Raw genomic sequence first — 23,544 nt, 5'->3', positions numbered from 1 at the left:
TTCTTATGTTTATTGAGGACAAGTCTTACTGAAGAAACCGGATTGAATGTGGAGGGGAGGTTGCCGCCGATAGCTGAGTGTCAGTCGACATCGTCAGTGGCAGGGCCATCGCAATCGGGGGCAAGCCCCCTCCCACATTTTTTAACCGGCGCTCTTCATTGGGTGATCACCACTCGGCGAAGCTGCCGTCGGCGTGGCGCCAGATCGGGTTGCGCCAGCGGTGGCCGATGGCCGCGCGCTCGATCACGTATTCCTCGTTGATCTCGATGCCCAGGCCCGGGCCGTTAGGGATCTTGACGAAGCCCTGCTCATAGTCGAACACGCCGGGGTCACGCACGTAGTCGAGCAAGTCGTTGCTCTCGTTGTAGTGGATCCCCAGGCTTTGCTCCTGGATAAACGCGTTGTAGCAGGCCGCATCCAGTTGCAGGCACGCCGCCAGCGCAATCGGGCCCAGCGGGCAGTGCAGGGCCAGCGCTACGTCATAGGCTTCGGCCATGTTGGCGATCTTGCGGGTTTCGGTGATGCCGCCGGCGTGGGAGGCGTCCGGCTGGATGATGTCGACATAACCTTCGCTGAGCACGCGCTTGAAATCCCAACGCGAGAACAGGCGCTCGCCCAGGGCGATCGGGGTGCTGGTCAACGGCGCCAGCTCCTTGAGCGCTTCGTAGTTTTCGCTGAGTACGGGCTCTTCGATAAACATCAGCTTGTACGGGTCCAGCTCTTTCATCAGCACCTTGGCCATCGGCTTGTGCACGCGGCCGTGGAAGTCGACGCCGATGCCGACGTTGGGGCCGACCGCATCACGCACAGCGGCGACGTTGGCCAGGGCCAGGTCGACTTTTTCGAAGCTGTCGAGGAATTGCAGCTCTTCGGTGCCGTTCATTTTCACCGCAGTGAAACCACGCGCCACGGCGTCTTTGGCCGCGCGGGCAGTATCAGCGGGGCGGTCGCCGCCGATCCATGAATACACGCGGATTTTGTCGCGCACCTGGCCGCCCAGCAGATCGCTGACGGAAACGCCGAGGGCCTTGCCTTTGATGTCCCACAGCGCCTGGTCGATACCGGCGAGGGCGCTCATGTGCACCGCGCCGCCACGGTAGAAACCGCCGCGGTAGAGCACGGTCCAGATGTCTTCGATGTTGCGTGGGTCTTTACCGATCAGGTAGTCGGACAGTTCTTCAACGGCAGCAGCCACGGTGTGGGCGCGGCCTTCGACCACAGGCTCACCCCAGCCGGTCACGCCCTGGTCGGTTTCGACCTTCAGGAAGCACCAGCGCGGCGGGACGATAAAGGTCGTCAGTTTGGTGATTTTCATCTGTTATCTCTCTTGTAGATGCAGCGCCAGGGGCGCGGAACTTGAATTCAGCTCAGGGCTTTCCAGGCGGCGACATAAGCCTGGGCGCGGCTCGCTACCTGATCCACTGTCATACCCGGTTTGAACAACCCGGAACCCAGCCCGAACCCCTTGGCGCCGGCGTCGGTGAACACCTGCATGTTGTCCGGGGTAATGCCGCCCACCGGCAGCAACAACGTGCCCGCCGGCAATACCGCCAACCACGCCTTGATCACCGGCGGGCCCATTTGCTCGGCCGGGAACAGCTTCAACACGTCGGCGCCTTCGGCCAGTGCGGCAAAGGCCTCGGTGGGCGTGGCCACACCCGGCGACAGGTACAGGCCCGCCGCTTTGGCAGCGCGCAATACCTTGGCGTCACTGTGGGGCATGACGATCACTTGACCACCGGCGGCTTTCACCTGCTCGACCTGCTCGGGCGTCAACACCGTGCCGGCACCGATCAGGCAATCGGCGGGCAAGCTGTCACGCAGGATGCGGATGCTGGTGTAAGGGTCCGGTGAATTAAGGGGTACTTCGATCACGCGAAAGCCGGCCTGGTACAGCACCTGGCCGACCGCCTGGGCTTCCTCCGGGCGCAGGCCACGCAGGATGGCGATCAAACCGTTTTGAGCGAGTGCTTGCTTGAGCATGTCAGGCCTCCGTTGCAGGTTGAGTGAGCCCGGCCGCCAGCGCCAATTGCCACAGGCCGCGCTCGGTGGCTTCTTCGGCCAGGCTGACATGGGCAAAGCCGCAGAGGGCGAGGGCGCGTTGGTAGCGCGCGCATAAAGGGCCGGCGCCGACCAGGATGATCGGGGTGTGCCGGGCGCGCTCAGGCAGACCGGCCAGCTCATGACCGATCATCAGACCGGACAGGTAGTCCGCTTGCTGATCGGGCGCGAGTTCGGCGGTCAGGCCCAGGGTGCGAGCGCTGAACAGCGTCGACAGCACGCCGCGCTGGCCATCCTGAGAGCGCGCCACTTGCACGCCGCGATCAAAGGCCTCGGCCTGGAAATGCTCGCAAGGCTGTTGCGTACGCCCCAGGATGCTGTGCTTGCTGAGGATCGCGAACACTTCACCGGTCATAAAGGTGTCGAAATGGGTGATGCAGCCACCGACCACCTCGACCCACTTGGAGTGGCTGCCCGGCAGGCCGATCAACACTTCACCGCCGGCAGGCCGGTTGTGCAGCACGCCGAGCACCTGGGTTTCTTCGCCGCGCATTACGTTGGGCAAGCGGCCTTGCTCGATCACGCCGGGCACGATGTGTACCGCCACGCCACGCAGGCTGCGTACGCTGTGCAAGGCTTTGCCGAGACTGGCGACGTCCACCGGCGTATTGCGGTATGCCGCTTCGCTCCAGCCCTGAGCGCTGCCCACCATGCCGCAGGCGATCACCGGCAGGTGTGGCTCGGCGTCGAGCCAATCCCCACACGCCGCGTCGAACGCCAACTCAAAACCATCGCTGCAGCGCACGCCGGCAATGTCGCGGGGTTCGCTGGGCAGATGCATGATGCCCGACGCCAGCGAGCGTTGTTCCAGCACCACGCCTGCGGGGCCGAGTTTGTAAGCACGAAGGGAGCTGGTCCCCCAGTCGAGCGCGATCAATTGCGCCTGCATCGCTTCACCTGAAATGTGTGGGTGCTGAAATAAGCAGATGGGCGACTATAAACCTATGCTGTGAAATATCTCAATATATAAATGGCTATCCCACATAGTGGGAGATAGACAAGCAAAGTCCTACGTGTCATCGGGAATGTGCGGACTTGCGTCTTGCAAGAAGAGGTTAAAAAACCGACAGATCCAGCTCGCGCATCGCACCCATCCAGATCGCGTAGTCGGTGTGGTCCTTCAACTCATCGCCGGTATCGGGGTGCAGGAACACCACCAGCCCGTTTCGATGCAGCGCCAGCCACGGCAGCATGACGCCGATGTACTCAGCGTCGAAGGCCAGTTGGCAGCTCCAGTCCGGGTGCGGGCCTACGGGGCGCTCATGCACGCGGCCCATGCGTATCGGGAACAGCTTGGCCGCGTCCTCGCACAAGGCGCGCGCTTGTTCGAGCGTGCTGGCGTCAAAGTAGATATGAGCGTGATAACCCTTGATACGGTGCATGACCGGCTCCGATGGGGACGTGCGCCAGATGCTAGACCGCAATCGAGGGCAGGGCCAGTCCGGTCAGCGATTGCGCGCTGCTGGCTTGTTCGGCCACCAGCCAATCGACGAAGCGCTCCACCAGTTGCCCACGCCGTTTGCGCTGCGGTTGCACCACGTAATAGCCGAAGCGCGACATCACCGTGTCGCTGAATGGCCGGCACAGCCAGTTCTGTTCCAGCAGGTTATCCACCAGATGACGCCAGCCAATGGCCACGCCTTGGCCGGCGATCGCCGCCTGGATCAGCAAGGTGTAATTGTCGAAGCGTAATTGGCCGGGGGGCGGTGCGGCGCTGAGGCCCAATTCGCGGAACACGCCGCTCCAATCGAACCACTGGCTGTTGTTTTCCTGGCGCAGGTGCAGCAGGGGGCAGTCGGGCAAGTCCTGCACGGCCAAGGCTTTGTCCTGGCCCTTGAGCCACTGCGGGCTGCACACCGGGAAAACCTCCTCGTTGAACAACCACAGACTGTCGCCCTGCTTGAACCGGCCATCGCCGAACAACACCGCCACGTCGATATCGCTGCGCAAGGTGGCGTGGTTGCGTTCGCTGGTCACCAGGCTTACATCCACCTGCGGGTTGGCCTGGTGGAATCGATGCAGGCGCGGCATCAGCCAGTAAGCGGCGAAAGCAAAGTCGGTGGCCACTTGCAGCACTTCGTGCTGGCTGTGCTGGGTGATCGTACTCAGGCCTTGGTTGATGGCCTGCAGGCCGCCTTGGACGTGTTCGAACAGCAGAGCGCCAGCGTCGGTCAGTTCAATGCCACGGTAGATGCGGTCGAACAGGCGAATCGCCAATTGTTCTTCCAGGCGCTTGATCTGCTGGCTGATGGCCGGCTGGGTGGTGCCCAGCTCCATGGCGGCGGCGGTAAAACTACGGTGGCGCGCGGCGGCTTCAAATGCGCGCAGCAGGTCCAGTGACAGATCTCCCAGGGCTTCATACATAAGCTGTGCTTATCCTAGACATTGCTTTTCATGGGCTTTACCCCATTTTTCACGGGCTGCATGCTCATTGGCATAAACACCGCCTATGGAATGCCGATAACCCATGAAGCGCAAGAACATTCTTTTCATCATGGCCGATCAAATGGCCGCGCCGCTGCTGCCGTTCTACGGTGCCTCGCCGATCAAGTTGCCCAACCTCAGCCGTCTCGCCGCCCAGGGCGTGGTGTTCGACGCCGCTTATTGCAACAGCCCGCTGTGTGCGCCCTCGCGTTTCACCTTGGTCAGCGGCCAGTTGCCAAGCAAGATCGGCGCCTACGACAACGCAGCGGATTTTCCCGCCGATGTACCGACCTATGCCCACTACCTACGCCGCCTCGGTTATCGCACTGCGCTGTCGGGCAAGATGCACTTCTGCGGCCCCGACCAATTGCACGGCTACGAAGAACGCCTGACCAGCGACATCTACCCCGCCGACTATGGCTGGGCGGTGAACTGGGACGAGCCGGACGTGCGCCCCAGCTGGTATCACAACATGTCCTCGGTGCTGCAAGCCGGCCCGTGCGTGCGTACCAACCAGTTGGATTTTGACGAAGAAGTGGTGTTCAAAGCCCAGCAATACCTGTTCGACCATATCCGCGAAGACGGCGACCAACCGTTCTGCCTCACCGTGTCGATGACCCATCCCCACGACCCGTACACCATTCCCAAGGCGTTCTGGGATTTGTACGACGACAGCGATATCCCCTTGCCCGCCACACCGGCCCAAGGCGACCTCGATCCGCATTCCCAACGCTTGCTCAAGGTCTATGACCTGTGGGACAAGCCGCTGCCTGTGGATAAGATCCGCGACGCCCGCCGCGCCTACTTCGGTGCGTGCAGTTACATCGACAGCAATGTCGGCAAACTTCTGCAAACCCTGGAAGACACCGGCTTGGCCGACGACACCCTGATCGTGTTCTCCGGCGACCACGGCGACATGCTCGGCGAGCGCGGCCTCTGGTACAAAATGCACTGGTTCGAGATGGCCGCCCGCGTGCCGCTGCTGGTATACGCGCCGGGGCAATTCGCGGCGGGCCGGGTGAGCGCTGCGGTGTCCACCGCCGACCTGCTGCCGACCCTGGTGGAACTGGCCGGTGGCGAACTGGACCCACGCCTGCCCCTGGACGGCCGCTCGCTGGTTCCGCATCTGCAAGGGCAGGGCGGCCATGACGAGGTATTCGGCGAGTACATGGCCGAAGGCACCATCAGCCCACTGATGATGATCCGCCGGGGCGCCTATAAATTCATCTACAGCGAGGACGACCCATGCCTGCTGTTCGATGTACACAACGACCCGCACGAGCGGGAAAACCTCAGCCAGTCACCGGAACACCGGCCACTGTTCGAGGCGTTTTTGCAGGAAGCGCGGGCTAAATGGGACATCCCGGCGATCCACCAGCAGGTGCTCGCCAGCCAACGCCGTCGTCGCCTGGTGTTCGAGGCGCTGACCCACGGCAAGCTGAAGAGCTGGGATCACCAGCCACTGGTCGACGCCAGTCAGCAGTACATGCGCAACCATATCGACCTCGACGACCTGGAGCGCAAGGCACGTTATCCACAACCCTGCCAACACTAATAAAACTGAGGGAAGGCCATGCAAAAGTTAACGGTAGTACTGAGCATCCTGGCGCTGACCAGCGCCAACGTGTACGCAGACACCAGTTGCGAGACGGTGAAGATGGCCGACCCAGGCTGGAGCGACATCGCCGCGACCAATGCCATCACCGGTTTTCTGCTGACGGGCATGGGCTACAAACCCAAGGTCGATACCCTGGCCGTGCCGATCACATTCGGCGGGCTCAAGGACGGCCAAGTGGATGTGTTCATGGGCAACTGGATGCCGGCACAGCAAGGCTTCTACGACAAATTCGTGGCAAATGGCGACGTGGTGCAACTGGCGAAAAATCTCGACGGCACCGAGTTCACCCTCGCCGTGCCGGACTACGTATGGGATGCCGGTGTGCACAACTTTGCTGACCTGAACAAATTTGCCGACAAGTTCGACAAGAAGATCTACGGCATCGGCTCCGGCGCACCGGCCAATATCTCGCTGCAAGAGATCATCAAGAAGAATGACTTCGACCTGGGCCAGTGGAAGCTGATCGAATCCAGCGAACAGGCGATGTTGGCCGAAGTGTCGCGAGCGGTGAAAAAACAGCGTTTCGTCACCTTCCTGGGCTGGACCCCGCACCCGATGAACGTGCAATTGAAAATGCACTACCTCAAGGGCGGCGAGAAGTACTTCGGTGACACCGGCAGCGTCTACACCCTGACACGCAAAGGTTATGCACAGGCCTGCCCGAACGTAGGAAAACTGCTGACCAACTTGAGTTTTACCCAAGAGATGGAGAACAGCATTATGGCCGAGGTCGCCAACAACAAAGTCAGCAATGCCGACGCGGCGAAGGCATGGATCAAGGCGAACCCAGCGGTGCTGGACAAGTGGCTCGACGGCGTAAAAACCCTGGACGGTCAAGAGGCATTGCCGGCGGTAAAAGCCAAACTCTAAAGGCTGACATTGTGGGAGGGCCCCCTCCCACAAACTTCGGTGTGTACTGATACCCTGATTCAAACCTTTTCAACCGAGTTATAAATGCCCCGGCTCAACCGCCACACTCTCTTGCCTTTCCTCAGTTGGCTGCCGCGCCAGACCCGCGCCAGCGTGGGCCGCGATGCAATAGTCGGCCTCAGCGGCGCGGTGTTGGCGTTGCCGCAGTCGATTGCCTACGCGCTGATCGCCGGCCTCCCACCGGAATACGGGCTGTACGCCGCGATCATCCCGGTGCTGATCGCCTGCCTGTGGGGTTCGTCGTGGCACTTGATCTGCGGCCCGACCGCCGCGATTTCCATCGTGCTCTACGCCAGTGTCAGCCCTCTGGCCGTGCCCGGATCGCAGGACTACATCACCTTGATCCTGTTGCTCACCTGTATAGCCGGCGTTTTCCAGTGGTTGCTGGGCATGCTGCGCTTCGGCGCGCTGGTCAATTTCGTCTCCCATTCGGTGGTGCTGGGGTTCACCCTGGGCGCCGCGGTGGTGATCGCGCTGGGGCAACTGCCCAATTTGCTGGGGCTGGATTTGCCCAGCCAGGCCACGGCGATTAACAGCCTGCTGGCGCTGATCGAGCACCGCGGCGAATGGGACCACGCCTCGCTCGCTCTGGGCCTCGGCACATTGCTGGCGGGGGCGCTGCTCAAATACTGGAAACCGCGATGGCCGACGCTGTTGATCGCCCTGGCCCTCAGTAGCCTGGTGGCCTGGCTGTGGCCGGCGATGTTCGGGCAGGTGGCGCGGGTCAGTTCATTCGTGGGCAAATTGCCGCCGTTCAGCCCGTTGCCGATGGACCTGGACACGATTCTGCGCCTGCTCCCCAGCGCCGTGGCCGTGGGCATGCTGGGGCTGGTGACCAGCCTGTCGATTGCGCGCTCGCTGTCGGCCCGCTCGCAACAGCTGCTCGATGCGAATCAGGAAATTCGCGCGCAGGGACTCTCCAACATCATCGGCGGATTTTTCTCCGGATACCTGTCAGCCGGGTCCTTTACCCGTTCCGGGCTCAGTTATGAAGCCGGCGCCTGCTCACCGCTGGCTGGGGTGTTTTCCGCGTTATGGGTGGCACTGTTCGCGCTGTTTGGCGCGGCATTGATCTCACAAATCCCGATCCCGAGCATGGCCGCCAGCATCCTCCTGATCAGTTGGGGCCTGGTGGATCACCGCGGTATTCGCGCATTGTTCCGGGTCAGCCGCGCCGAATTTGCGGTGATGGGCCTGACCTGCGTGGCCACCTTGCTGCTGGAGCTGCAAACGGCGATTTATGCAGGCGTGCTGGCCTCGTTGTTTTTCTATCTCAAGCGCACCTCGCAGCCCCGCGTCCACCATTGGCGCGACGGTGACGAGGATGTGCTGCGCGTCGGCGGCTCGATCTTTTTCGGCGCCAGCCACTACCTGCAAGCGCGCTTGCAACGCTTACAGGGCGAACGCGTGGTCATCGAGGCGCAGCAGATCAACTTTATCGACTATTCCGGGGTGGAGATGCTGCACCAGGAAGCGCGGCGTTTACGCAGGTTGGGGCGCAGCCTGACGTTGCGTCGGGCCAGGCCGCAGGTGGTCGAGGAACTGAAGAAGCTGGAAGGGGCCGACCGCTGCCCCATCCATTTCGAAGACTGACCAGAGGGGCGTCAGGCCAACTGTCGACGCAACTCAGCCAGCACCGGGGCAGATGACGGGCGCACGTCACGCCACAGGAAGAACGCTTCGGCCGCCTGTTCCACCAGCATGCCCAAGCCATCCATCGAGACGGCGGCGCCGTGCTGCGTGGCCCAGCGGCAGAAGGGGGTAGGGTCCTTGGCGTACATCATGTCGTAGCAAAAAGTCCTACCCGGTTCGATCAGGCTGCTGGCAATCGGCGGTACATCGCCTGACAAGCTGGCGGAGGTGGCGTTGATAATGACGTCCACTGGCTCACGCAGCCAATCAAAACCACTGGCCGACACTGGGCCCAGGTCATCGAACAACTCGGCGAGCAATTCGGCTTTTTCCACTGTGCGGTTGGCGATGATCAGCGAAGCCGGGTGTTCGGCCAACAACGGTTCCAGCGCCCCACGCACCGCGCCGCCGGCGCCCAGCAGCAGGATGCGTTTACCGTTGAGGCTCAACCCGGCATTGACCGTCAGGTCACGCACCAGCCCGGCGCCGTCGGTGTTATCGCCCAGCAGGGTGCCATTGGCGAGTTTGCTCAAGGTGTTCACCGCACCGGCGCGCTTGGCGCGTTCGGTGAGGGTGTCGGCCAGGCGATAAGCGTCTTCCTTGAACGGCACGGTGACATTGGCGCCACGGCCCTGTTGAAAAAACTCACGGGCACAGCCGGTAAAGTCCTCCAGCGGTGCAAGCAACGTGCTGTAGTCCAACTGTTCGCCAGTCTGCTCGGCGAACATCCGGTGAATCAGCGGCGATTTGCTGTGGCCGATGGGGTTGCCGAAGACGACGTAGCGATCCATCAGTTCGCCGCCTTGGGGGCCGCGATGCCGAGCCAGTCGCGGTCCTGCAGGAAGTAATCGGTCAGACGCGCTTCTTCGCTGCCGGCCTCGGCTTTCCAGTCATAGCTCCAGCGCACCTGCGGCGGCAGCGACATCAGGATCGACTCGGTACGGCCACCCGATTGCAGGCCAAACAAGGTGCCGCGGTCGTAGACCAGGTTGAACTCGACGTAGCGGCCACGACGGAACTCCTGGAACTCGCGTTGTTGCTCGGTATAAGCCATGGCCTTGCGGCGCTGCACGATCGGTAGGTAGGCGTCGATATAGGCGTCGCCGATGGCGCGAATAAAGGCGAAACAGGTGTCGAAGCCCCACTCGTTCAAGTCATCGAAGAACAGGCCGCCGATGCCACGCGGTTCGTTGCGGTGCTTGATGTGGAAGTAGGTGTCGCACCAGGCTTTGTAACGCGCGTAGACGTCGGGGCCGAACGGCGCACACGCCTGCTCGGCCACACGGTGCCAGTGGATGCAGTCTTCTTCGTTGGCGTAATAAGGGGTGAGGTCGAAGCCGCCGCCAAACCACCACACCGCTTCTTCGCCTTCTTTTTCAGCGATGAAAAAACGCACGTTGGCGTGGGACGTCGGCACATAGGGGTTGTGCGGGTGAATCACCAGTGACACGCCCAGCGCTTCAAACCCGCGACCGGCCAACTCTGGGCGATGGGCGCTGGCGGACGGTGGGAGGCCGCTGCCGAACACGTGGGAAAAGTTAACACCGCCTTTTTCGATCACCGTCCCGTTCGCGATCACACGGGTGCGACCGCCGCCGCCGGCAGGCCGGGTCCAGGCGTCTTCGATAAAGCGAGTGTCCGTCTCGAAGGTTTCCAGGGCGCTGCAAATGCGGTCTTGCAGGTCAAGCAGGTAGGCCTTTACAGCCTCGGTGCGGGTAGTCATGGCATCACCTTGAATCGGGCAAAGCTACGCGAGGCCATCAGGCGTCGGCGGCAAATGGGCGCACAGGATACCACCGCGCTTAATGAGCACTGCACTTAGGTGCGCCGCAGTTGACGAAGATCAAGCATAGGAGTCCGATAGGGGCCTTCGTGAAAACGACCCAAGGAGAAGTGCAGATGGCCAAGCGTATCCAGTTCAGTGCCCATGGCGGCCCCGAAGTACTTGAATATGTGGACTACACGCCGGCGGAACCGGGCCCACAGCAGGTTCGCGTACGTAATGAGGCGATAGGCCTGAACTTCATCGACACCTATTTCCGCAGCGGCCTCTACGCACCGCCATCCCTGCCATCGGGGCTGGGCGCAGAAGGGGCCGGCGTGGTGGATGCAGTGGGCAGCGAGGTCACGCAATTCAAGGTCGGCGATCGCGTCGCCTACGGCAGCGGCCCGTTGGGCGCCTATAGCCAGTTGCATGTGCTGCCTGCCGCCAACTTGGTGCACTTGCCCGACGACATCAGCTTCGAACAAGCCGCCGGGGCCATGCTCAAGGGTCTGACGGTGCAGTACCTGCTGCGCCAGACCTATGAATTGAAGGGTGGTGAAACCATCCTGTTCCATGCCGCCGCCGGTGGCGTGGGCTCGCTGGCCTGCCAATGGGCCAAGGCCCTGGGCGTTAAGTTGATCGGTACGGTAAGTTCGCCGGAGAAAGCCGCATTGGCCAAATCCCTCGGCGCGTGGGAAACCATCGACTACAGCAAGGAAGATGTCGCACAGCGAGTGCTGGAATTGACCGACGGCAAAAAAGTCCCGGTGGTGTATGACGGCGTCGGCAAGGACACCTGGCTGACCTCGCTGGACAGCGCCGCGCCACGCGGGCTGGTGGTGAGCTTCGGCAACGCATCGGGCGCGGTGGATGGGGTAAACCTGGGGATTCTGGCGGCGAAAGGTTCGCTGTATGTCACCCGGCCAACCCTGGCGACCTACGCCAACAATCCACAAAACTTGCAGGCAATGGCTGACGATCTGTTCTCGATGATCCAAAGCGGCAAGGTACGCATCGATATCAACCAGCGGTATGCGCTGGCCGAGGCGGCCAAGGCGCAGACCGAGCTGTCGGGGCGGCGTACAACGGGGTCGACCATCCTGTTACCTTGACGGGCTGAGGTGCCTGGGCTGGTTGGCCTCCTTAACAGGCCAACCGAAACCAGCGCCTTCGCCCCAGGGTAGGTGCGAGGATCAAGACGGGCGGACCACCTTGCCCGTCGCCAGGTCGCGAATCAGGCTCGGGTTCTTGCGTCCGCCCAGGGCACCACCCAACACCAGGTCTAGCTGGCCACGGAAGTACTGCTCCACGCGGATCCGCGTTCGTGCCGCCGGGCGGCCCTGGGGGTTGGCGGAGGTTGAAATCAGCGGCCCCACCAGTGCGCACAAGTCCCGTACCAGCGGATGATCGCTTACCCGCAACGCTACCGTGTCGTGCACGCCGGTGACCCATTCCGGCAACAGATTCTGATGCGGCACCAGCCAGGTATTGGGCCCGGGCCAGGTACTGGCCATGCGCTCGATCCAGGCCTGCGGGAAGTCTTCGAACAGAAAATCGAACTGGCGGATATTGTCCGCCACCAGGATCAGGCCTTTGTCCACCGAACGATTCTTGATCGCCAGCAGCCGATCCACCGCCTCTTCGTTCCAAGGGTCGCAGCCCAGGCCCCAGACCGCCTCGGTCGGATAGGCAATCACCGCGCCTGCGCGAACCTCTTGTGCGGCTTTCAGCACACGCCACCTATTGACCATGGTTTAACTCTCCGGACTAAAGCTGTGCGCAGTTTACCCATCTTCTTTGCAAAACCTAGCAGCACAAAAACCTAGCCACGCGCGAGCCAGCGCCCGCTCTCGCAGATGACCTGGCCTTCCAGCTCCAGCTCGGTGAGCGTCGCCAGCACTTGGGATAATGTGCGCCCGCTGGCAATGGCCAACCCCTCGCTGGTCTGGGGAGCAGCGTGCAGCAGTGCGACCAGCGGATGAGTAACCGGGATCGGCGCCGGCTGAGATAACGCCTGCCAGCCACGCAAGCCTTCCAGAATATGCTCGATGGTTTCCACCAGCACCGCACCCTCGCGGATCAACTGATGGCAGCCCTTGGCGCCAGGGTGATGGATAGAGCCAGGGATTGCGTACACCTCACGGCCCTGCTCGGCCGCCAGTTTGGCCGTAATCAGCGAACCACTGGCCATGCTGGCTTCCACCACCAGTACGCCCAGGGACAGCCCGCTGATGATCCGGTTACGCCGTGGAAAGTTGGCAGCCTGGGGCGCGGCATCCAGCGGAAACTCAGAAACCACCGCGCTGCCTTGAGCAATCATCGCCGCGGCAAGGCGCCGATGACGTTGTGGATAAAAATTTTCCAGTCCCGTGCCCAGCACGCCGATTGTCTGACCGCCCACCTCCAGCGCAGCCTGATGCGCCGCGCCGTCGATACCCAACGCCAAGCCACTGGTGATGACAAACCCGGCACCCGCCAGGCTGCGGGAAAACGCAGCGGCGGTGTCCATACCTGGGCGGGATGCGCGACGACTGCCGACCACCGCCAACTGCGGTTTTTCCAGAATGCCAGGGTCGCCGGCAATGAATAACAACGGCGGTGCATCATCGATCTGAGCCAACAGTGCCGGGTATTCAGGCTGATCCCACATCAACAAATGCTGGGCCGGATGCTCAAGCCACGCCAATGCCGCGCTGGCACCGTCGCGGATTTCCTGGCTTCGCCGTGCCTCGGCGCTGATGGCCGGCAAGCCCAGAGATCGCCAGGCACTGGCAGGGGCGCTGATGGCTTTGGAGGCGCAACCGAACGCCTCAATCAACAAACGAAAACGCTTCGGCCCCAGCTCTGGCAGCCTGTGCAACCGTAGGCGGGCCTCCAGTTCTGATGGGGAAATTTCGTGGCTGTTTATTGGAGTCATCTGATCATCCTTGACCGGAACAAGCTGTGGATAAGTCTGTTGGTAACTTATTTAGCAGGCTACTTATTGGGTTTGACGGGCAGTCTCGAAACGGTCCATCACCGCCAATGATTGTGAAGCGCTGAGCACCAGACCAAAGCTGAGCTTTTCATAGGTGCGAAACACCAGCAGGGTGCCGGCGGGCTCATCGGGAAGCGTTACCGGGGAGTCATTCAGGGAGTCCCTGACGGTGGCACCGGCTTTGATGACGGTCAGCAACTGGCCTTCGACCAAGCCATCGCGACGACCTTTGTCCAGAGTGACGGCGTCGAGTACCCCAATCTGGGTGACGCCTCGGGGGACATCGATGATGCGCCCTTCGATAAACGCCGCATTCAGCGGCACTTTGAGCCTTGCCAGGTCCATCGCAGGCTCGGCACGCAGCAAGCGATCACCGGGGCGTACCTCTTGGGTCACCCGTTGCAGCACCAGGGTGCTCAGATCACCAGCGTAGATAAAGCGAGCAGTGCCGATATCGTCGGCATTGACGCCCAGCAATTCATGGGTGGCAGGGTCGGTGTAAAGCTTGCCGCGCCGCACCACGGCGTAGGCGGGCTGGGCGGGATCCAAAACGCCACGGGCATGCACACGCTCACCGTTGGCGCCCATGACCCGACCGTTGTCGGCCGCGATAATGTAAGGCGCTGTGTCCAGATCCTCGGGTTTATCCAGAATGCGGTTATGCAGCAGGAAGCGTTGGATGGTCTGTTGCGTCGATGGATCGAGAGGCTGGTCTGGCCGCGGCAAGAACGCCATGGCAAACGGCGCCCACAGCAGCAAGACGAGTAGCGATTTCCTCATGGGGTCAATCTCCTTTATTATGTGCGTTCGCGTGAAATGCCTTGGCCTTCGCGGCTTTCGAGCGTTTCACACCGGCCGTATGGGTCCATCCCACCGCCGATTTGCCTTTACCTCACATGTGCAGCAATTACGCTTATGGCTATTTTGAACATCCTCGAATTTCCCGACTCGCGCCTGCGCACGATCGCCAAACCGGTGGCCGTAGTGGACGACAAGGTTCGTCAGTTGGTCGATGACATGTTTGAAACAATGTATGAAGCCCCGGGCATCGGCCTCGCCGCGACCCAGGTCAACGTGCATCAGCGCGTCGTGGTCATGGACCTGTCGGAAGATCGCAGCGAACCACGGGTGTTCATCAACCCCGAATTCGAACCGCTGACCGACGAGATGGGCGAATACCAGGAAGGCTGCCTGTCGGTGCCGGAGTTCTACGAGAACGTCGAGCGCCCGTTGCGCGTGAAAATTAAGGCTCTGGACCGTGATGGCAAGCCCTATGAACTGATCGCCGACGGCCTGCTTGCGGTATGTATCCAGCACGAGTGCGACCACCTCAACGGCAAACTGTTTGTCGATTACCTGTCCACGCTTAAGCGTGACCGGATCAAGAAGAAGCTGGAAAAAAAGCATCGCCAGCAAGCTTGATGCCCCTCTTCCAAAGGCTTGCTGCGGCAAGCCTTTTTCTTTTGTGACTGTTTTTAACCGAGAACGCCCATGACCGAGCCACTGCGCATTGTTTTTGCCGGTACACCCGAATTTGCCGCCGAACACCTCAAGGCGCTGCTCGCCAGCCCCTATGAGGTGGTCGCGGTGTACACCCAGCCGGATCGCCCGGCCGGGCGTGGGCAAAAACTGATGCCGAGCCCGGTCAAGCAACTGGCGCTGGAACACAACATCCCAGTGCTGCAGCCGCCGACCCTGCGCAACGCCGAGGCCCAGGCCGAATTGGCCGCGTTGCAACCGGACCTGCTGGTGGTGGTGGCCTACGGTTTGATCCTGCCTCAGGCCGTCCTGGATATCCCACGCCTGGGCTGCATCAACAGCCACGCCTCGCTATTGCCGCGCTGGCGCGGTGCGGCGCCGATCCAGCGTGCCGTCGAGGCCGGCGACAGCGAAAGCGGCGTGACCGTGATGCGCATGGAAGCAGGCCTGGACACCGGCCCGATGCTGCTGAAAGTCACCACCCCAATCACCGCCGAAGACACCGGCGGCAGCCTGCACGACCGCCTCGCCGAGCTGGGCCCGCCGGCCGTGATCCAGGCCATCGCCGGCCTGGCTGCCGGTACCCTGGAAGGCGAAGTGCAGGACGACAGCCTGGCCACTTACGCACACAAATTGAACAAAGACGAAGCACGCATCGACTGGCGCCGCCCGGCCGTGGAGCTGGAGCGCCTCGTGCGGGCCTTCAACCCCTGGCCGATCTGCCACAGCGCCCTCAATGGCGAAGCCCTGAAAGTGCTGGCCGCTACCTTGGCCGACGGCACCGGCGCGCCCGGTGAGATCATCGGCGCCAGCAAGGACGGCCTGCTGGTGGCCTGCGGCGAACAGGCGCTATGCCTGACTCGTCTGCAATTGCCCGGTGGCAAAGCGCTGAATTTCAGCGATTTGTTCAACAGCCGACGTGAGAAGTTTTCCCTGGGTACCGTCCTCGGGGCAGCCGTCCAATGAACCCTCGTCTGGCCGCCGCCAAGGCACTCGCCGCCGTTCTCAACGGCAAGGCATCGCTCAACAGTTCGCTGCCCACACAGTTGGATAAGGTTGAAGATCGCGATCGCGGTTTCACTCAGGACCTGGCCTTCGGCACAGCCCGCTGGCAACCACGTTTGTCGGCGTTGGCAGCCAAGCTGTTGCAAAAGCCGTTCAAGGCGGCGGATGCGGATGTCGAAGCGCTGCTTTTGGTGGGCCTCTATCAACTGCTCTACACCCGGGTGCCGGCCCACGCCGCCATCGGAGAAACCGTCGGCTGTGCCGACAAACTGAAAAAGCCCTGGGCCAAGGCCCTGCTCAACGCCGTGCTGCGCCGCGCCCAGCGTGAAAGCGAAGCGCTGCTGGCCGAGCTTGAACATGACCCGGTGGTGCGTACCGCGCACCCACGTTGGTTGCAGAAATCCCTGAAAGCTTTTTGGCCGCAGCAGTGGGAAGCCATCTGCGCAGCCAACAATGCGCACCCGCCGATGATCCTGCGAGTCAATCGCCGCCATCATCAGCGCGACGCCTACCTGAAACTGCTCAGCGATGCCGGTCTCAGCGCCACGCCATGCGCCTACAGCGTCGACGGCATCGTGCTCGAAGCCGCCACCGATGTGCGCAGCCTGCCGGGGTTTGCCGAGGGTTGGATCAGCGTGCAGGACGAAGCCGCACAGCTGGCCGCCGACCTGCTTGATCTGGCGCCAGGCCAACGTGTGCTGGATGCCTGCTGCGCGCCGGGCGGTAAGACGTGTCACATTCTGGAAGTGGAAAAAGACCTGGCGCAGGTAGTCGCCGTCGACTTGGAAGCCAAGCGCCTGGTGCGTGTACGGGAAAACCTTGCGCGCCTGGGCCTGAGCGCCGAACTGATTGCCGCCGACGGTCGCGACACCGCCACTTGGTGGGACGGCAAACCTTTCCAGCGCATTCTGCTCGATGCGCCATGCTCTGCCACCGGCGTGATCCGCCGCCACCCGGACATCAAACTCACCCGCCAAGCCGATGACATCGCCGCCCTCGCCGCGCTGCAAGGGGAGTTGCTCGATGCCCTGTGGCCAACCCTGGAAGTCGGCGGCATTCTGCTCTACGCCACTTGCTCCACTTTACCCACCGAGAACACCGAGGTCATTGAAGCCTTTCTCGCGCGCACCAGCGGGGCGCGGGAGCTGGACCTCGCCACCGCGGCCGGTATCAAACAGCCCCATGGCCGCCAACTGCTTGCGCAGGAAGGCGGGCACGATGGCTTCTACTACGCCAAACTGATCAAGATCGCCGCCGCGCGCGGCTAAAGGCTTTGAGGGACTGACCGGATGAAAATCATCATCCTAGGCGCAGGGCAGGTCGGTGGCACGTTGGCTGAACATTTGGCCAGCGAAGCCAATGACATCACCGTGGTGGACACCGACGCCGAGCGTCTGCGGAATTTGGGTGACCGCCTGGATATCCGAACCGTACAAGGCCGCGCCTCGTTTCCTACCGTACTGCGCCAAGCCGGTGCCGACGACGCCGACATGCTGGTCGCCGTGACCAATAGCGACGAAACCAACATGGTCGCCTGCCAGGTCGCCCACACGTTGTTTCACACGCCGACCAAGATCGCCCGGGTGCGTGAGGCCGCCTACCTGACCCGCGCAGGGCTGTTCGATAACGATGCGATCCCGGTGGATGTCTTGATCAGCCCGGAGCAGGTGGTTACCCACTACATCAAGCGCCTGATCGAGATCCCCGGCGCCTTGCAGGTGATCGACTTCGCCGAAGGCAAAGCGCAGCTGGTAGCGGTGAAGGCCTATTACGGCGGGCCTTTGGTGGGCCAGCAGTTGCGCCAATTGCGCGAACATATGCCGAACGTCGAAACCCGCGTGGCGGCGATTTTCCGTCGTGATCGGCCGATCCTGCCCCAGGGCGACACGGTGATCGAAGCCGACGACGAAGTGTTTTTCATCGCCGCCAAAGCGAATATTCGCGCAGTCATGAGCGAAATGCGCCGTCTGGACGAAACCTACAAGCGCATCGTCATCGCTGGCGGCGGGCAAATCGGTGAGCGTTTGGCAGAGGCCATCGAAAGCCGCTACCAAGTCAAGATCATCGAGATGAGCCCTGCACGCTGCAGGCATTTATCCGACACCTTGGACAGTACGGTCGTACTCCAAGGCAGCGCTTCAGACCGCGACCTGCTGGTGGAAGAGAACATCGCCGACGCCGATATTTTCCTGGCGCTGACCAACGATGACGAGGCCAACATCATGTCGTCCCTGCTGGCCAAGCGCCTGGGGGCAAAAAAGGTGATGACCATCATCAACAATCCGGCCTATGTGGACCTGATCCAGGGTGGCGATATCGACATCGCCATCAGCCCGCAACTGGCGACCATCGGCACTTTGCTCGCCCATGTGCGCCGTGGCGATATCGTCAGCGTGCACTCCCTGCGTCGGGGCGCGGCGGAAGCCATCGAGGCGATTGCCCACGGCGATTCGAAGTCGAGCAAGGTCATCGGCAAGGCCATTCGCGACATCGGCCTGCCGCCGGGCACCACCATTGGCGCGATCATTCGCGATGAAGAGGTGATCATTGCCCACGACGACACGGTGATCGCCACTGGTGACCACGTCATCCTTTTCCTTGTGGATAAGAAACATATCCGTGACGTGGAGAAACTGTTCCACGTGGGGCTGAGCTTTTTCTGATTTAGGAGTACGCCGGCATGCTTGAATCCCTGGAGAAAATGCTCGCCAAGGGTGTGGATAACTCGCTGCTGCGCTTTGGCCTGGGCAAGGGTTATTTGGATTTGAAGGACAACGCCAAGGCAGCGGAGCATTTGCAGCGGTGCGTCGGCTTTGATCCGAAATATTCGGCGGCGTGGAAGTTGTTAGGCAAGGCGCAATTGGGCCTGGGCGATAACACCGCAGCACGACAGGCGTGGGAGAAGGGCGTCGAAGCGGCCCAGGCCCACGGCGACAAGCAGGCCGAGAAAGAGATGATGGTGTTCCTGAAGAAACTCGACCGCTGAACCCGAGCAGATCGAAAATGTAGGAGGGGCGGTGCGACGATTCGACTTGCCCCCTCCCACATTTGGTTTGCCGTTGTTTTTCGGTCAGCAGTAGGTCAGTACCACCGTGCTTCACCCGGCGGACGTTTCTTGAAGCGCTTCATGCTCCACATGTACTGGCTCGGGTAGGCGCCGACGTAACGTTCCACCACCTTGCTCATCGCCGCGCAGGACGTGGCGGTGTCGGTGCTGTACATGTCTTCCGGCGCCGCTTCCAGGATCACTTTGTAGCCCGAACCGTCCGGCAAGCGCAGGGCATGCAGGAACACGCCCACAGCCTTGTGGCCGGCGAGCATGTTGGGCACGAATTTGCTGGTGAGGGCTTGGGTGGCGAAGAACGGTACGAAGATTCCCGCGGACTCCGCCGGTTCCGGGTCGGCGGGAATACCCACTTGGCCACCTTTGCGCACTTCCTTGATCACACTCAGGATGCCTTCCTTGGTGGACGCAGCTACGCGGTTGCCCAGTTGCACCCGCTGCTTGCGCAGCAATTCGTCCACCGCCTTGAGCTTGGGCGGGCGGTAGAAAATGATCGGTTTGCACTGGCTGCAATAGAAGTGGTTCAACACCTCCCAGTTGCCCAGATGACTGGTGATGCCCACCACGCCTTTACCCGACGCCAGAGCCTCGTGCAGGACCTCCAGGCCTTCGACTTCACGCACCAGGTCGATGGAGCGCTGGGCCGGCCAGATCCAGGCGCAGGCGCTTTCGGTCAGGGACTTGCCGATGTCCATCAGGCTGCGGCCTACCAGCCGCTCGCGCTCGGCGGGGTCCATGTCCGGAAAGCATTTGGAGAGGTTGATCCGCACCGTGTCGCGAGAGCGGTTGGGGGTTTTCCACATGACCCAGCCAATCGCGGTACCGACGGCCTGGACAGCGCGCCAGGGCAGTAGGGCGAACAACCGGAGAGCGCCTACCAGCAAGGCGCCTTTAAACTTTTCCACAGGTCACTCCTGATCGTGTGCGGTGCGCAAAGCGCGCATTCTAACCGGCGTTGACCAACTGCGCGTAACGGTCGCAATCCTGAGTGTGATCCATGACCATGCCCGAGGCCTGCATAAAGGCGTAGCAAATGGTCGGACCGACAAAGGTGAAACCGGCTTTTTTCAAGGCTTTGCTCATCGCCTCGGCCTCTGGCGTGATCGCCGGAACTTCACTGCGATCCTTGAAGTGATTGATCTTGGGCACGCCACCGACGAAAGACCATAGCAAGCCCACCGGGTCTTCCAGCGTCAGCCAGGCGGCCGCATTGCGGCGCGTGGCGTTGAGCTTCAAGCGATTGCGCACGATGCCTGGGTCCTGCATCAACGCTTCGATTTCATCATCGCTCAAGCGCGCCAGGCGCTGGGCGTCGAAGCCGAACAACACCTTTCGATAATGCTCGCGTTTGCGTAAAACGGTGATCCAGGACAGGCCCGCCTGGAACCCTTCGAGCAATAACAACTCGAACAAACCCTGCGCATCGCGCAGCGGCGTTCCCCACTCTTGATCGTGATAAGCCATGTACAGCGGATCTTCAGAACACCAAAAGCAGCGTGGCATAAGGCTCCAGGGGATGGTGGCGCGGCCGAATCGGGTATACTCCCGCTCTTTAAATCGCAGCCCAAGTAACAGGTGAATTTCGTGAGCCAGCCTACGCCAGCCGTGCGTACCTTCCAAGACTTGATCCTCGCCCTCCAGCAATACTGGGCCGAGCAAGGTTGTGTGGTACTTCAGCCCTACGATATGGAAGTAGGCGCCGGCACTTTCCACACCGCAACATTCCTGCGGGCCATCGGCCCGGAAACCTGGAACGCCGCTTATGTGCAGCCCAGTCGCCGCCCGACTGACGGCCGCTACGGCGAAAACCCGAACCGTCTGCAGCACTACTACCAGTTCCAGGTGGTATTGAAGCCCAACCCGGACAATTTCCAGGAACTGTACCTGGGCTCGCTCAAGCATGTGGGCCTGGACCCTCTGGTACACGACATCCGTTTCGTCGAAGACAACTGGGAATCGCCGACCCTGGGCGCCTGGGGTCTGGGCTGGGAAGTCTGGCTCAACGGTATGGAAGTGACGCAATTCACGTACTTCCAGCAGGCCGGCGGCATCGAGTGCTACCCGGTGACCGGCGAAATCACCTACGGCCTGGAACGCCTGGCGATGTACCTGCAAGGTGTGGACTCGGTCTACGACCTGGTATGGGCTGACGGCCCGTTCGGCAAAGTCACCTATGGCGACGTGTTCCACCAGAACGAAGTGGAGCAGTCGACCTATAACTTCGAACACGCCAATGTCGACAAGCTGTTCGAACTGTTCGATTTCTATGAAAGCGAAGCCAAGCGCCTGATCGAGTTGGATCAGCCGCTGCCGTTGCCGAGCTATGAAATGGTGTTGAAGGCTTCCCATACCTTCAACCTGCTGGACGCCCGCCGCGCCATCTCGGTGACCGCGCGTCAGCAATACATCCTGCGTGTACGCACCCTGGCGCGTTCCGTCGCCCAAGCCTACCTGCTGGCACGCGCCAAGCTGGGCTTCCCGATGGCAACCCCGGACCTGCGTGATGAAGTGTTGGCTAAGCTGGAGGCTGCACAATGAGTGCTCAAGATTTCCTGGTTGAACTGGGCACCGAAGAGCTGCCACCCAAGGCACTCAATACCTTGGCCGATGCGTTCCTGGCCGGGATCGAAAAAGGCCTGCAGACCGCAGGTTTGAAGTTTGAAGCGAAAAAAGTCTACGCCGCGCCGCGCCGCCTGGCGGTGTTGCTGACCGCGCTGGAAACCCAACAGCCGGACCGCAGCATCAACCTCGACGGCCCGCCGCGCCAGGCCGCGTTCGACGCCGAAGGTAACCCGACCCAGGCCGCCCTTGGCTTTGCCAAAAAATGTGGCGTCGAGCTGAGCGACATCGATCAAAGTGGTCCGAAACTGCGCTTTAGCCAGGTGATTACCGGCAAGCCGACCGCCAGCCTGTTGCCGACCATTGTCGAAGACTCCCTGAACGACCTGCCGATTCCCAAGCGCATGCGCTGGGGCGCGCGCAAGGAAGAGTTCGTGCGTCCGACCCAGTGGCTGGTGATGCTGCTCGGTGACCAAGTCATCGACTGCACCATCCTCGCCCAGAAGGCTGGCCGCGACTCCCGCGGTCACCGTTTCCATCATCCGCAAAGCGTGCGCATCACCTCGCCAGCCAATTACCTCAGTGACCTGCGCGGCGCTTACGTATTGGCCGATGCCAATGAACGTCGTGAACTGATCAGCAAGCGCACCGAAGAGCTGGCCCGCCTGCAGGAAGGCACCGCCATCGTGCCGCCGAACCTGCTCGACGAAGTAACCGCGCTGGTTGAATGGCCGGTGCCGTTGGTGTGCTCGTTCGAAGAGCGCTTCCTCGACGTGCCGCAGGAAGCCCTGATCACCACCATGCAGGACAACCAGAAGTATTTCTGCCTGCTGGACATGGATGGCAAGTTGCTGCCGCGCTTTATCACCGTGGCCAACATCGAGAGCAAGGACCCGCAGCAGATCATCGCCGGTAACGAGAAAGTCGTTCGCCCGCGCCTGACCGACGCCGAGTTCTTCTTCAAGCAAGACAAGAAGCAGAAGCTGGAAGACTTCAACCTGCGCCTGCAGAACGTGGTGTTCCAGGAAAAACTCGGCAGTGTCTATGACAAGGCCGTCCGGGTTTCGAAACTGGCCGCTTACATTGCACCGCGCATTGGCGGTGATGCCGCCTGGGCCGCGCGTGCGGGCTTGCTGTCCAAGTGCGACCTGGCCACCGAGATGGTCGGTGAGTTCCCCGAGATGCAAGGCGTCGCCGGTTACTACTACGCCCTCAACGACGGCGAGCCGAACGACGTGGCTTTGGCGCTGAACGAGCAGTACATGCCGCGCGGTGCCGGCGCCGAGTTGCCGTCCACCCTGACCGGCGCGGCCGTGGCCATCGCCGATAAGCTGGACACACTGGTCGGCATCTTCGGTATCGGCATGCTGCCGACCGGTAGCAAAGACCCCTATGCCCTGCGCCGTGCGGCCTTGGGCGTGCTGCGCATTCTGATCGACAAGAAGCTCGACCTCGACCTGACCCAGGCCGTGGTGTTCGCGGTCGGCCAGTTCGGCGGCAAGGTCAAGCAGGCCGGCCTGGCTGAACAAGTGCTGGAATTCGTGTTCGACCGTCTGCGTGCGCGTTACGAAGACGAGGGCGTGGACGTGTCGGTGTACCTGTCGGTTCGCGCTCTGCAACCGGGCTCGGCACTGGACTTCGACCAGCGCGTACAAGCCGTGCAGGCGTTCCGCAAGTTGCCGGAAGCCGACGCACTGGCGGCCGTGAACAAGCGTGTGTCGAACCTGCTGAGCAAGGCCGAAGGCCTGGGCAATGCCGACGTCGACCCTGGCCTGTTTGCCGATGCCAAGGAGTTCTCGCTGAACTCGGCCATCGCCAAGGCCGAGAATGCGGTGAAACCGCTGATTGCAGAACGCAATTACGCCGAAGCACTGGCGCGCCTGGCTACCTTGCGTGAGCCGGTGGATGCGTTCTTCGAAGCGGTGATGATCAATGCCGAAGATGCCGGTGTACGGAAAAACCGCTACGCCATGCTCGCGCGTCTGCGCGGCTTGTTCGTCAATATCGCCGACATTTCGACCCTGAGCTGA

The 23,544-nt window shown here is 61.7% G+C and carries 23 protein-coding genes; 11 read left to right on the top strand and 12 right to left on the bottom strand.

What is annotated here, in order from left to right:
* Positions 1-166: 166 nt before the first annotated feature.
* From dgoD to ABX75_RS16955, 5 genes are all read right to left on the bottom strand, one after another.
* A complete protein-coding gene (gene dgoD, locus ABX75_RS16975) occupies positions 167-1,315 on the bottom strand; it encodes a galactonate dehydratase (RefSeq protein WP_034111103.1) in 1,149 nt (382 codons plus the stop codon).
* A gap of 47 nt (positions 1,316-1,362) precedes the next feature.
* On the bottom strand, positions 1,363-1,983 hold the full coding sequence (locus ABX75_RS16970; protein WP_034101657.1) for a 2-dehydro-3-deoxy-6-phosphogalactonate aldolase: 621 nt from the start codon (positions 1,981-1,983) through the stop codon (positions 1,363-1,365).
* Between the two features lies 1 nt (position 1,984).
* Entirely contained in the window at positions 1,985-2,950 is a 966-nt protein-coding gene (locus tag ABX75_RS16965; RefSeq protein WP_034101655.1) for a 2-dehydro-3-deoxygalactonokinase, read from the bottom strand.
* 166 nt (positions 2,951-3,116) lie between these two features.
* Positions 3,117-3,443: a DOPA 4,5-dioxygenase family protein gene (locus ABX75_RS16960; RefSeq protein WP_034111099.1), complete on the bottom strand. Its 327-nt coding sequence runs from the start codon at positions 3,441-3,443 to the stop codon at positions 3,117-3,119.
* 31 nt (positions 3,444-3,474) lie between these two features.
* Complete coding sequence (locus ABX75_RS16955; protein WP_047882304.1) at positions 3,475-4,425, bottom strand: LysR family transcriptional regulator; 951 nt, start codon at positions 4,423-4,425, stop codon at positions 3,475-3,477.
* A gap of 103 nt (positions 4,426-4,528) precedes the next feature.
* Here ABX75_RS16955 and betC point away from each other — a divergent pair, with 103 nt between their 5' ends.
* The 3 genes from betC (at position 4,529) to ABX75_RS16940 (ending at position 8,626) form a co-directional block, all read left to right on the top strand.
* A complete protein-coding gene (gene betC / locus ABX75_RS16950) occupies positions 4,529-6,040 on the top strand; it encodes a choline-sulfatase (RefSeq protein WP_034101652.1) in 1,512 nt (503 codons plus the stop codon).
* 18 nt (positions 6,041-6,058) lie between these two features.
* Positions 6,059-6,973 carry a choline ABC transporter substrate-binding protein gene (choX, locus tag ABX75_RS16945; protein ID WP_034101651.1) on the top strand — a complete coding sequence of 305 codons (915 nt, stop codon included), beginning with the start codon at positions 6,059-6,061 and terminating at the stop codon, positions 6,971-6,973.
* A gap of 84 nt (positions 6,974-7,057) precedes the next feature.
* A complete protein-coding gene (locus tag ABX75_RS16940; RefSeq protein WP_034111093.1) occupies positions 7,058-8,626 on the top strand; it encodes a SulP family inorganic anion transporter in 1,569 nt (522 codons plus the stop codon).
* An 11-nt stretch (positions 8,627-8,637) separates the two neighbouring features.
* Here ABX75_RS16940 and aroE read toward each other — a convergent pair whose 3' ends face one another.
* Both aroE and hemF read right to left on the bottom strand, forming a co-directional pair.
* Positions 8,638-9,456, bottom strand: a complete 819-nt coding sequence (aroE, locus tag ABX75_RS16935; RefSeq protein ID WP_034111091.1) for a shikimate dehydrogenase — start codon at positions 9,454-9,456, stop codon at positions 8,638-8,640.
* A complete protein-coding gene (hemF, locus tag ABX75_RS16930) occupies positions 9,456-10,388 on the bottom strand; it encodes an oxygen-dependent coproporphyrinogen oxidase (protein ID WP_034101647.1) in 933 nt (310 codons plus the stop codon). Before hemF ends, aroE begins: the two co-directional genes overlap by 1 nt.
* A 176-nt stretch (positions 10,389-10,564) precedes the next feature.
* Between hemF and ABX75_RS16925 the strand changes: the two genes are divergently transcribed.
* The gene (locus tag ABX75_RS16925) at positions 10,565-11,542 is read left to right on the top strand and encodes a quinone oxidoreductase (RefSeq protein WP_034101646.1); all 978 of its coding nucleotides are present in this window, start codon (positions 10,565-10,567) and stop codon (positions 11,540-11,542) included.
* An 81-nt stretch (positions 11,543-11,623) separates the two neighbouring features.
* On the opposite strand, the gene ABX75_RS16920 is transcribed toward ABX75_RS16925, so the two are convergent.
* The 3 genes from ABX75_RS16920 to ABX75_RS16910 all read right to left on the bottom strand — a co-directional run bounded on the left by ABX75_RS16920 (position 11,624) and on the right by ABX75_RS16910 (position 14,187).
* On the bottom strand, positions 11,624-12,181 hold the full coding sequence (locus ABX75_RS16920; protein ID WP_034101645.1) for an L-threonylcarbamoyladenylate synthase: 558 nt from the start codon (positions 12,179-12,181) through the stop codon (positions 11,624-11,626).
* Positions 12,182-12,252: 71 nt separating this feature from the next.
* Complete coding sequence (dprA, locus tag ABX75_RS16915) at positions 12,253-13,347, bottom strand: DNA-processing protein DprA (protein ID WP_034101644.1); 1,095 nt, start codon at positions 13,345-13,347, stop codon at positions 12,253-12,255.
* A 63-nt stretch (positions 13,348-13,410) separates the two neighbouring features.
* On the bottom strand, positions 13,411-14,187 hold the full coding sequence (locus ABX75_RS16910) for a hypothetical protein (protein ID WP_034101642.1): 777 nt from the start codon (positions 14,185-14,187) through the stop codon (positions 13,411-13,413).
* Between the two features lie 135 nt (positions 14,188-14,322).
* Between ABX75_RS16910 and def the strand changes: the two genes are divergently transcribed.
* The 5 genes from def to ABX75_RS16885 all read left to right on the top strand — a co-directional run bounded on the left by def (position 14,323) and on the right by ABX75_RS16885 (position 18,877).
* Positions 14,323-14,829 carry a peptide deformylase gene (gene def / locus ABX75_RS16905; protein WP_034101640.1) on the top strand — a complete coding sequence of 169 codons (507 nt, stop codon included), beginning with the start codon at positions 14,323-14,325 and terminating at the stop codon, positions 14,827-14,829.
* A gap of 69 nt (positions 14,830-14,898) precedes the next feature.
* Entirely contained in the window at positions 14,899-15,852 is a 954-nt protein-coding gene (gene fmt, locus ABX75_RS16900) for a methionyl-tRNA formyltransferase (protein ID WP_034101638.1), read from the top strand.
* Complete coding sequence (gene rsmB / locus ABX75_RS16895) at positions 15,849-17,159, top strand: 16S rRNA (cytosine(967)-C(5))-methyltransferase RsmB (RefSeq protein ID WP_034101636.1); 1,311 nt, start codon at positions 15,849-15,851, stop codon at positions 17,157-17,159. The genes fmt and rsmB overlap by 4 nt, the downstream gene beginning before the upstream one ends.
* Positions 17,160-17,180: 21 nt before the next feature.
* Positions 17,181-18,554: a Trk system potassium transporter TrkA gene (gene trkA, locus ABX75_RS16890; protein WP_034101634.1), complete on the top strand. Its 1,374-nt coding sequence runs from the start codon at positions 17,181-17,183 to the stop codon at positions 18,552-18,554.
* Between the two features lie 17 nt (positions 18,555-18,571).
* On the top strand, positions 18,572-18,877 hold the full coding sequence (locus ABX75_RS16885; protein WP_047882303.1) for a tetratricopeptide repeat protein: 306 nt from the start codon (positions 18,572-18,574) through the stop codon (positions 18,875-18,877).
* Positions 18,878-18,972: 95 nt separating this feature from the next.
* On the opposite strand, the gene ABX75_RS16880 is transcribed toward ABX75_RS16885, so the two are convergent.
* The gene (locus ABX75_RS16880; RefSeq protein WP_034101631.1) at positions 18,973-19,860 is read right to left on the bottom strand and encodes a lysophospholipid acyltransferase; all 888 of its coding nucleotides are present in this window, start codon (positions 19,858-19,860) and stop codon (positions 18,973-18,975) included.
* A 40-nt stretch (positions 19,861-19,900) separates the two neighbouring features.
* Entirely contained in the window at positions 19,901-20,458 is a 558-nt protein-coding gene (locus ABX75_RS16875; protein ID WP_034101630.1) for a DNA-3-methyladenine glycosylase I, read from the bottom strand.
* A gap of 81 nt (positions 20,459-20,539) precedes the next feature.
* Between ABX75_RS16875 and glyQ the strand changes: the two genes are divergently transcribed.
* Together glyQ and glyS are read left to right on the top strand one after the other, a co-directional pair.
* Entirely contained in the window at positions 20,540-21,493 is a 954-nt protein-coding gene (glyQ, locus tag ABX75_RS16870; RefSeq protein WP_003187265.1) for a glycine--tRNA ligase subunit alpha, read from the top strand.
* The gene (gene glyS / locus ABX75_RS16865) at positions 21,490-23,544 is read left to right on the top strand and encodes a glycine--tRNA ligase subunit beta (RefSeq protein WP_034101629.1); all 2,055 of its coding nucleotides are present in this window, start codon (positions 21,490-21,492) and stop codon (positions 23,542-23,544) included. The genes glyQ and glyS overlap by 4 nt, the downstream gene beginning before the upstream one ends.

This window comes from Pseudomonas sp. ARP3 (assembly GCF_001029595.1).
GTDB classification, from domain to species: domain Bacteria; phylum Pseudomonadota; class Gammaproteobacteria; order Pseudomonadales; family Pseudomonadaceae; genus Aquipseudomonas; species Aquipseudomonas rhodesiae.
Note: the sequence above shows the minus strand (reverse complement) of the source record. Positions and strands in the feature narration are given on the sequence as shown.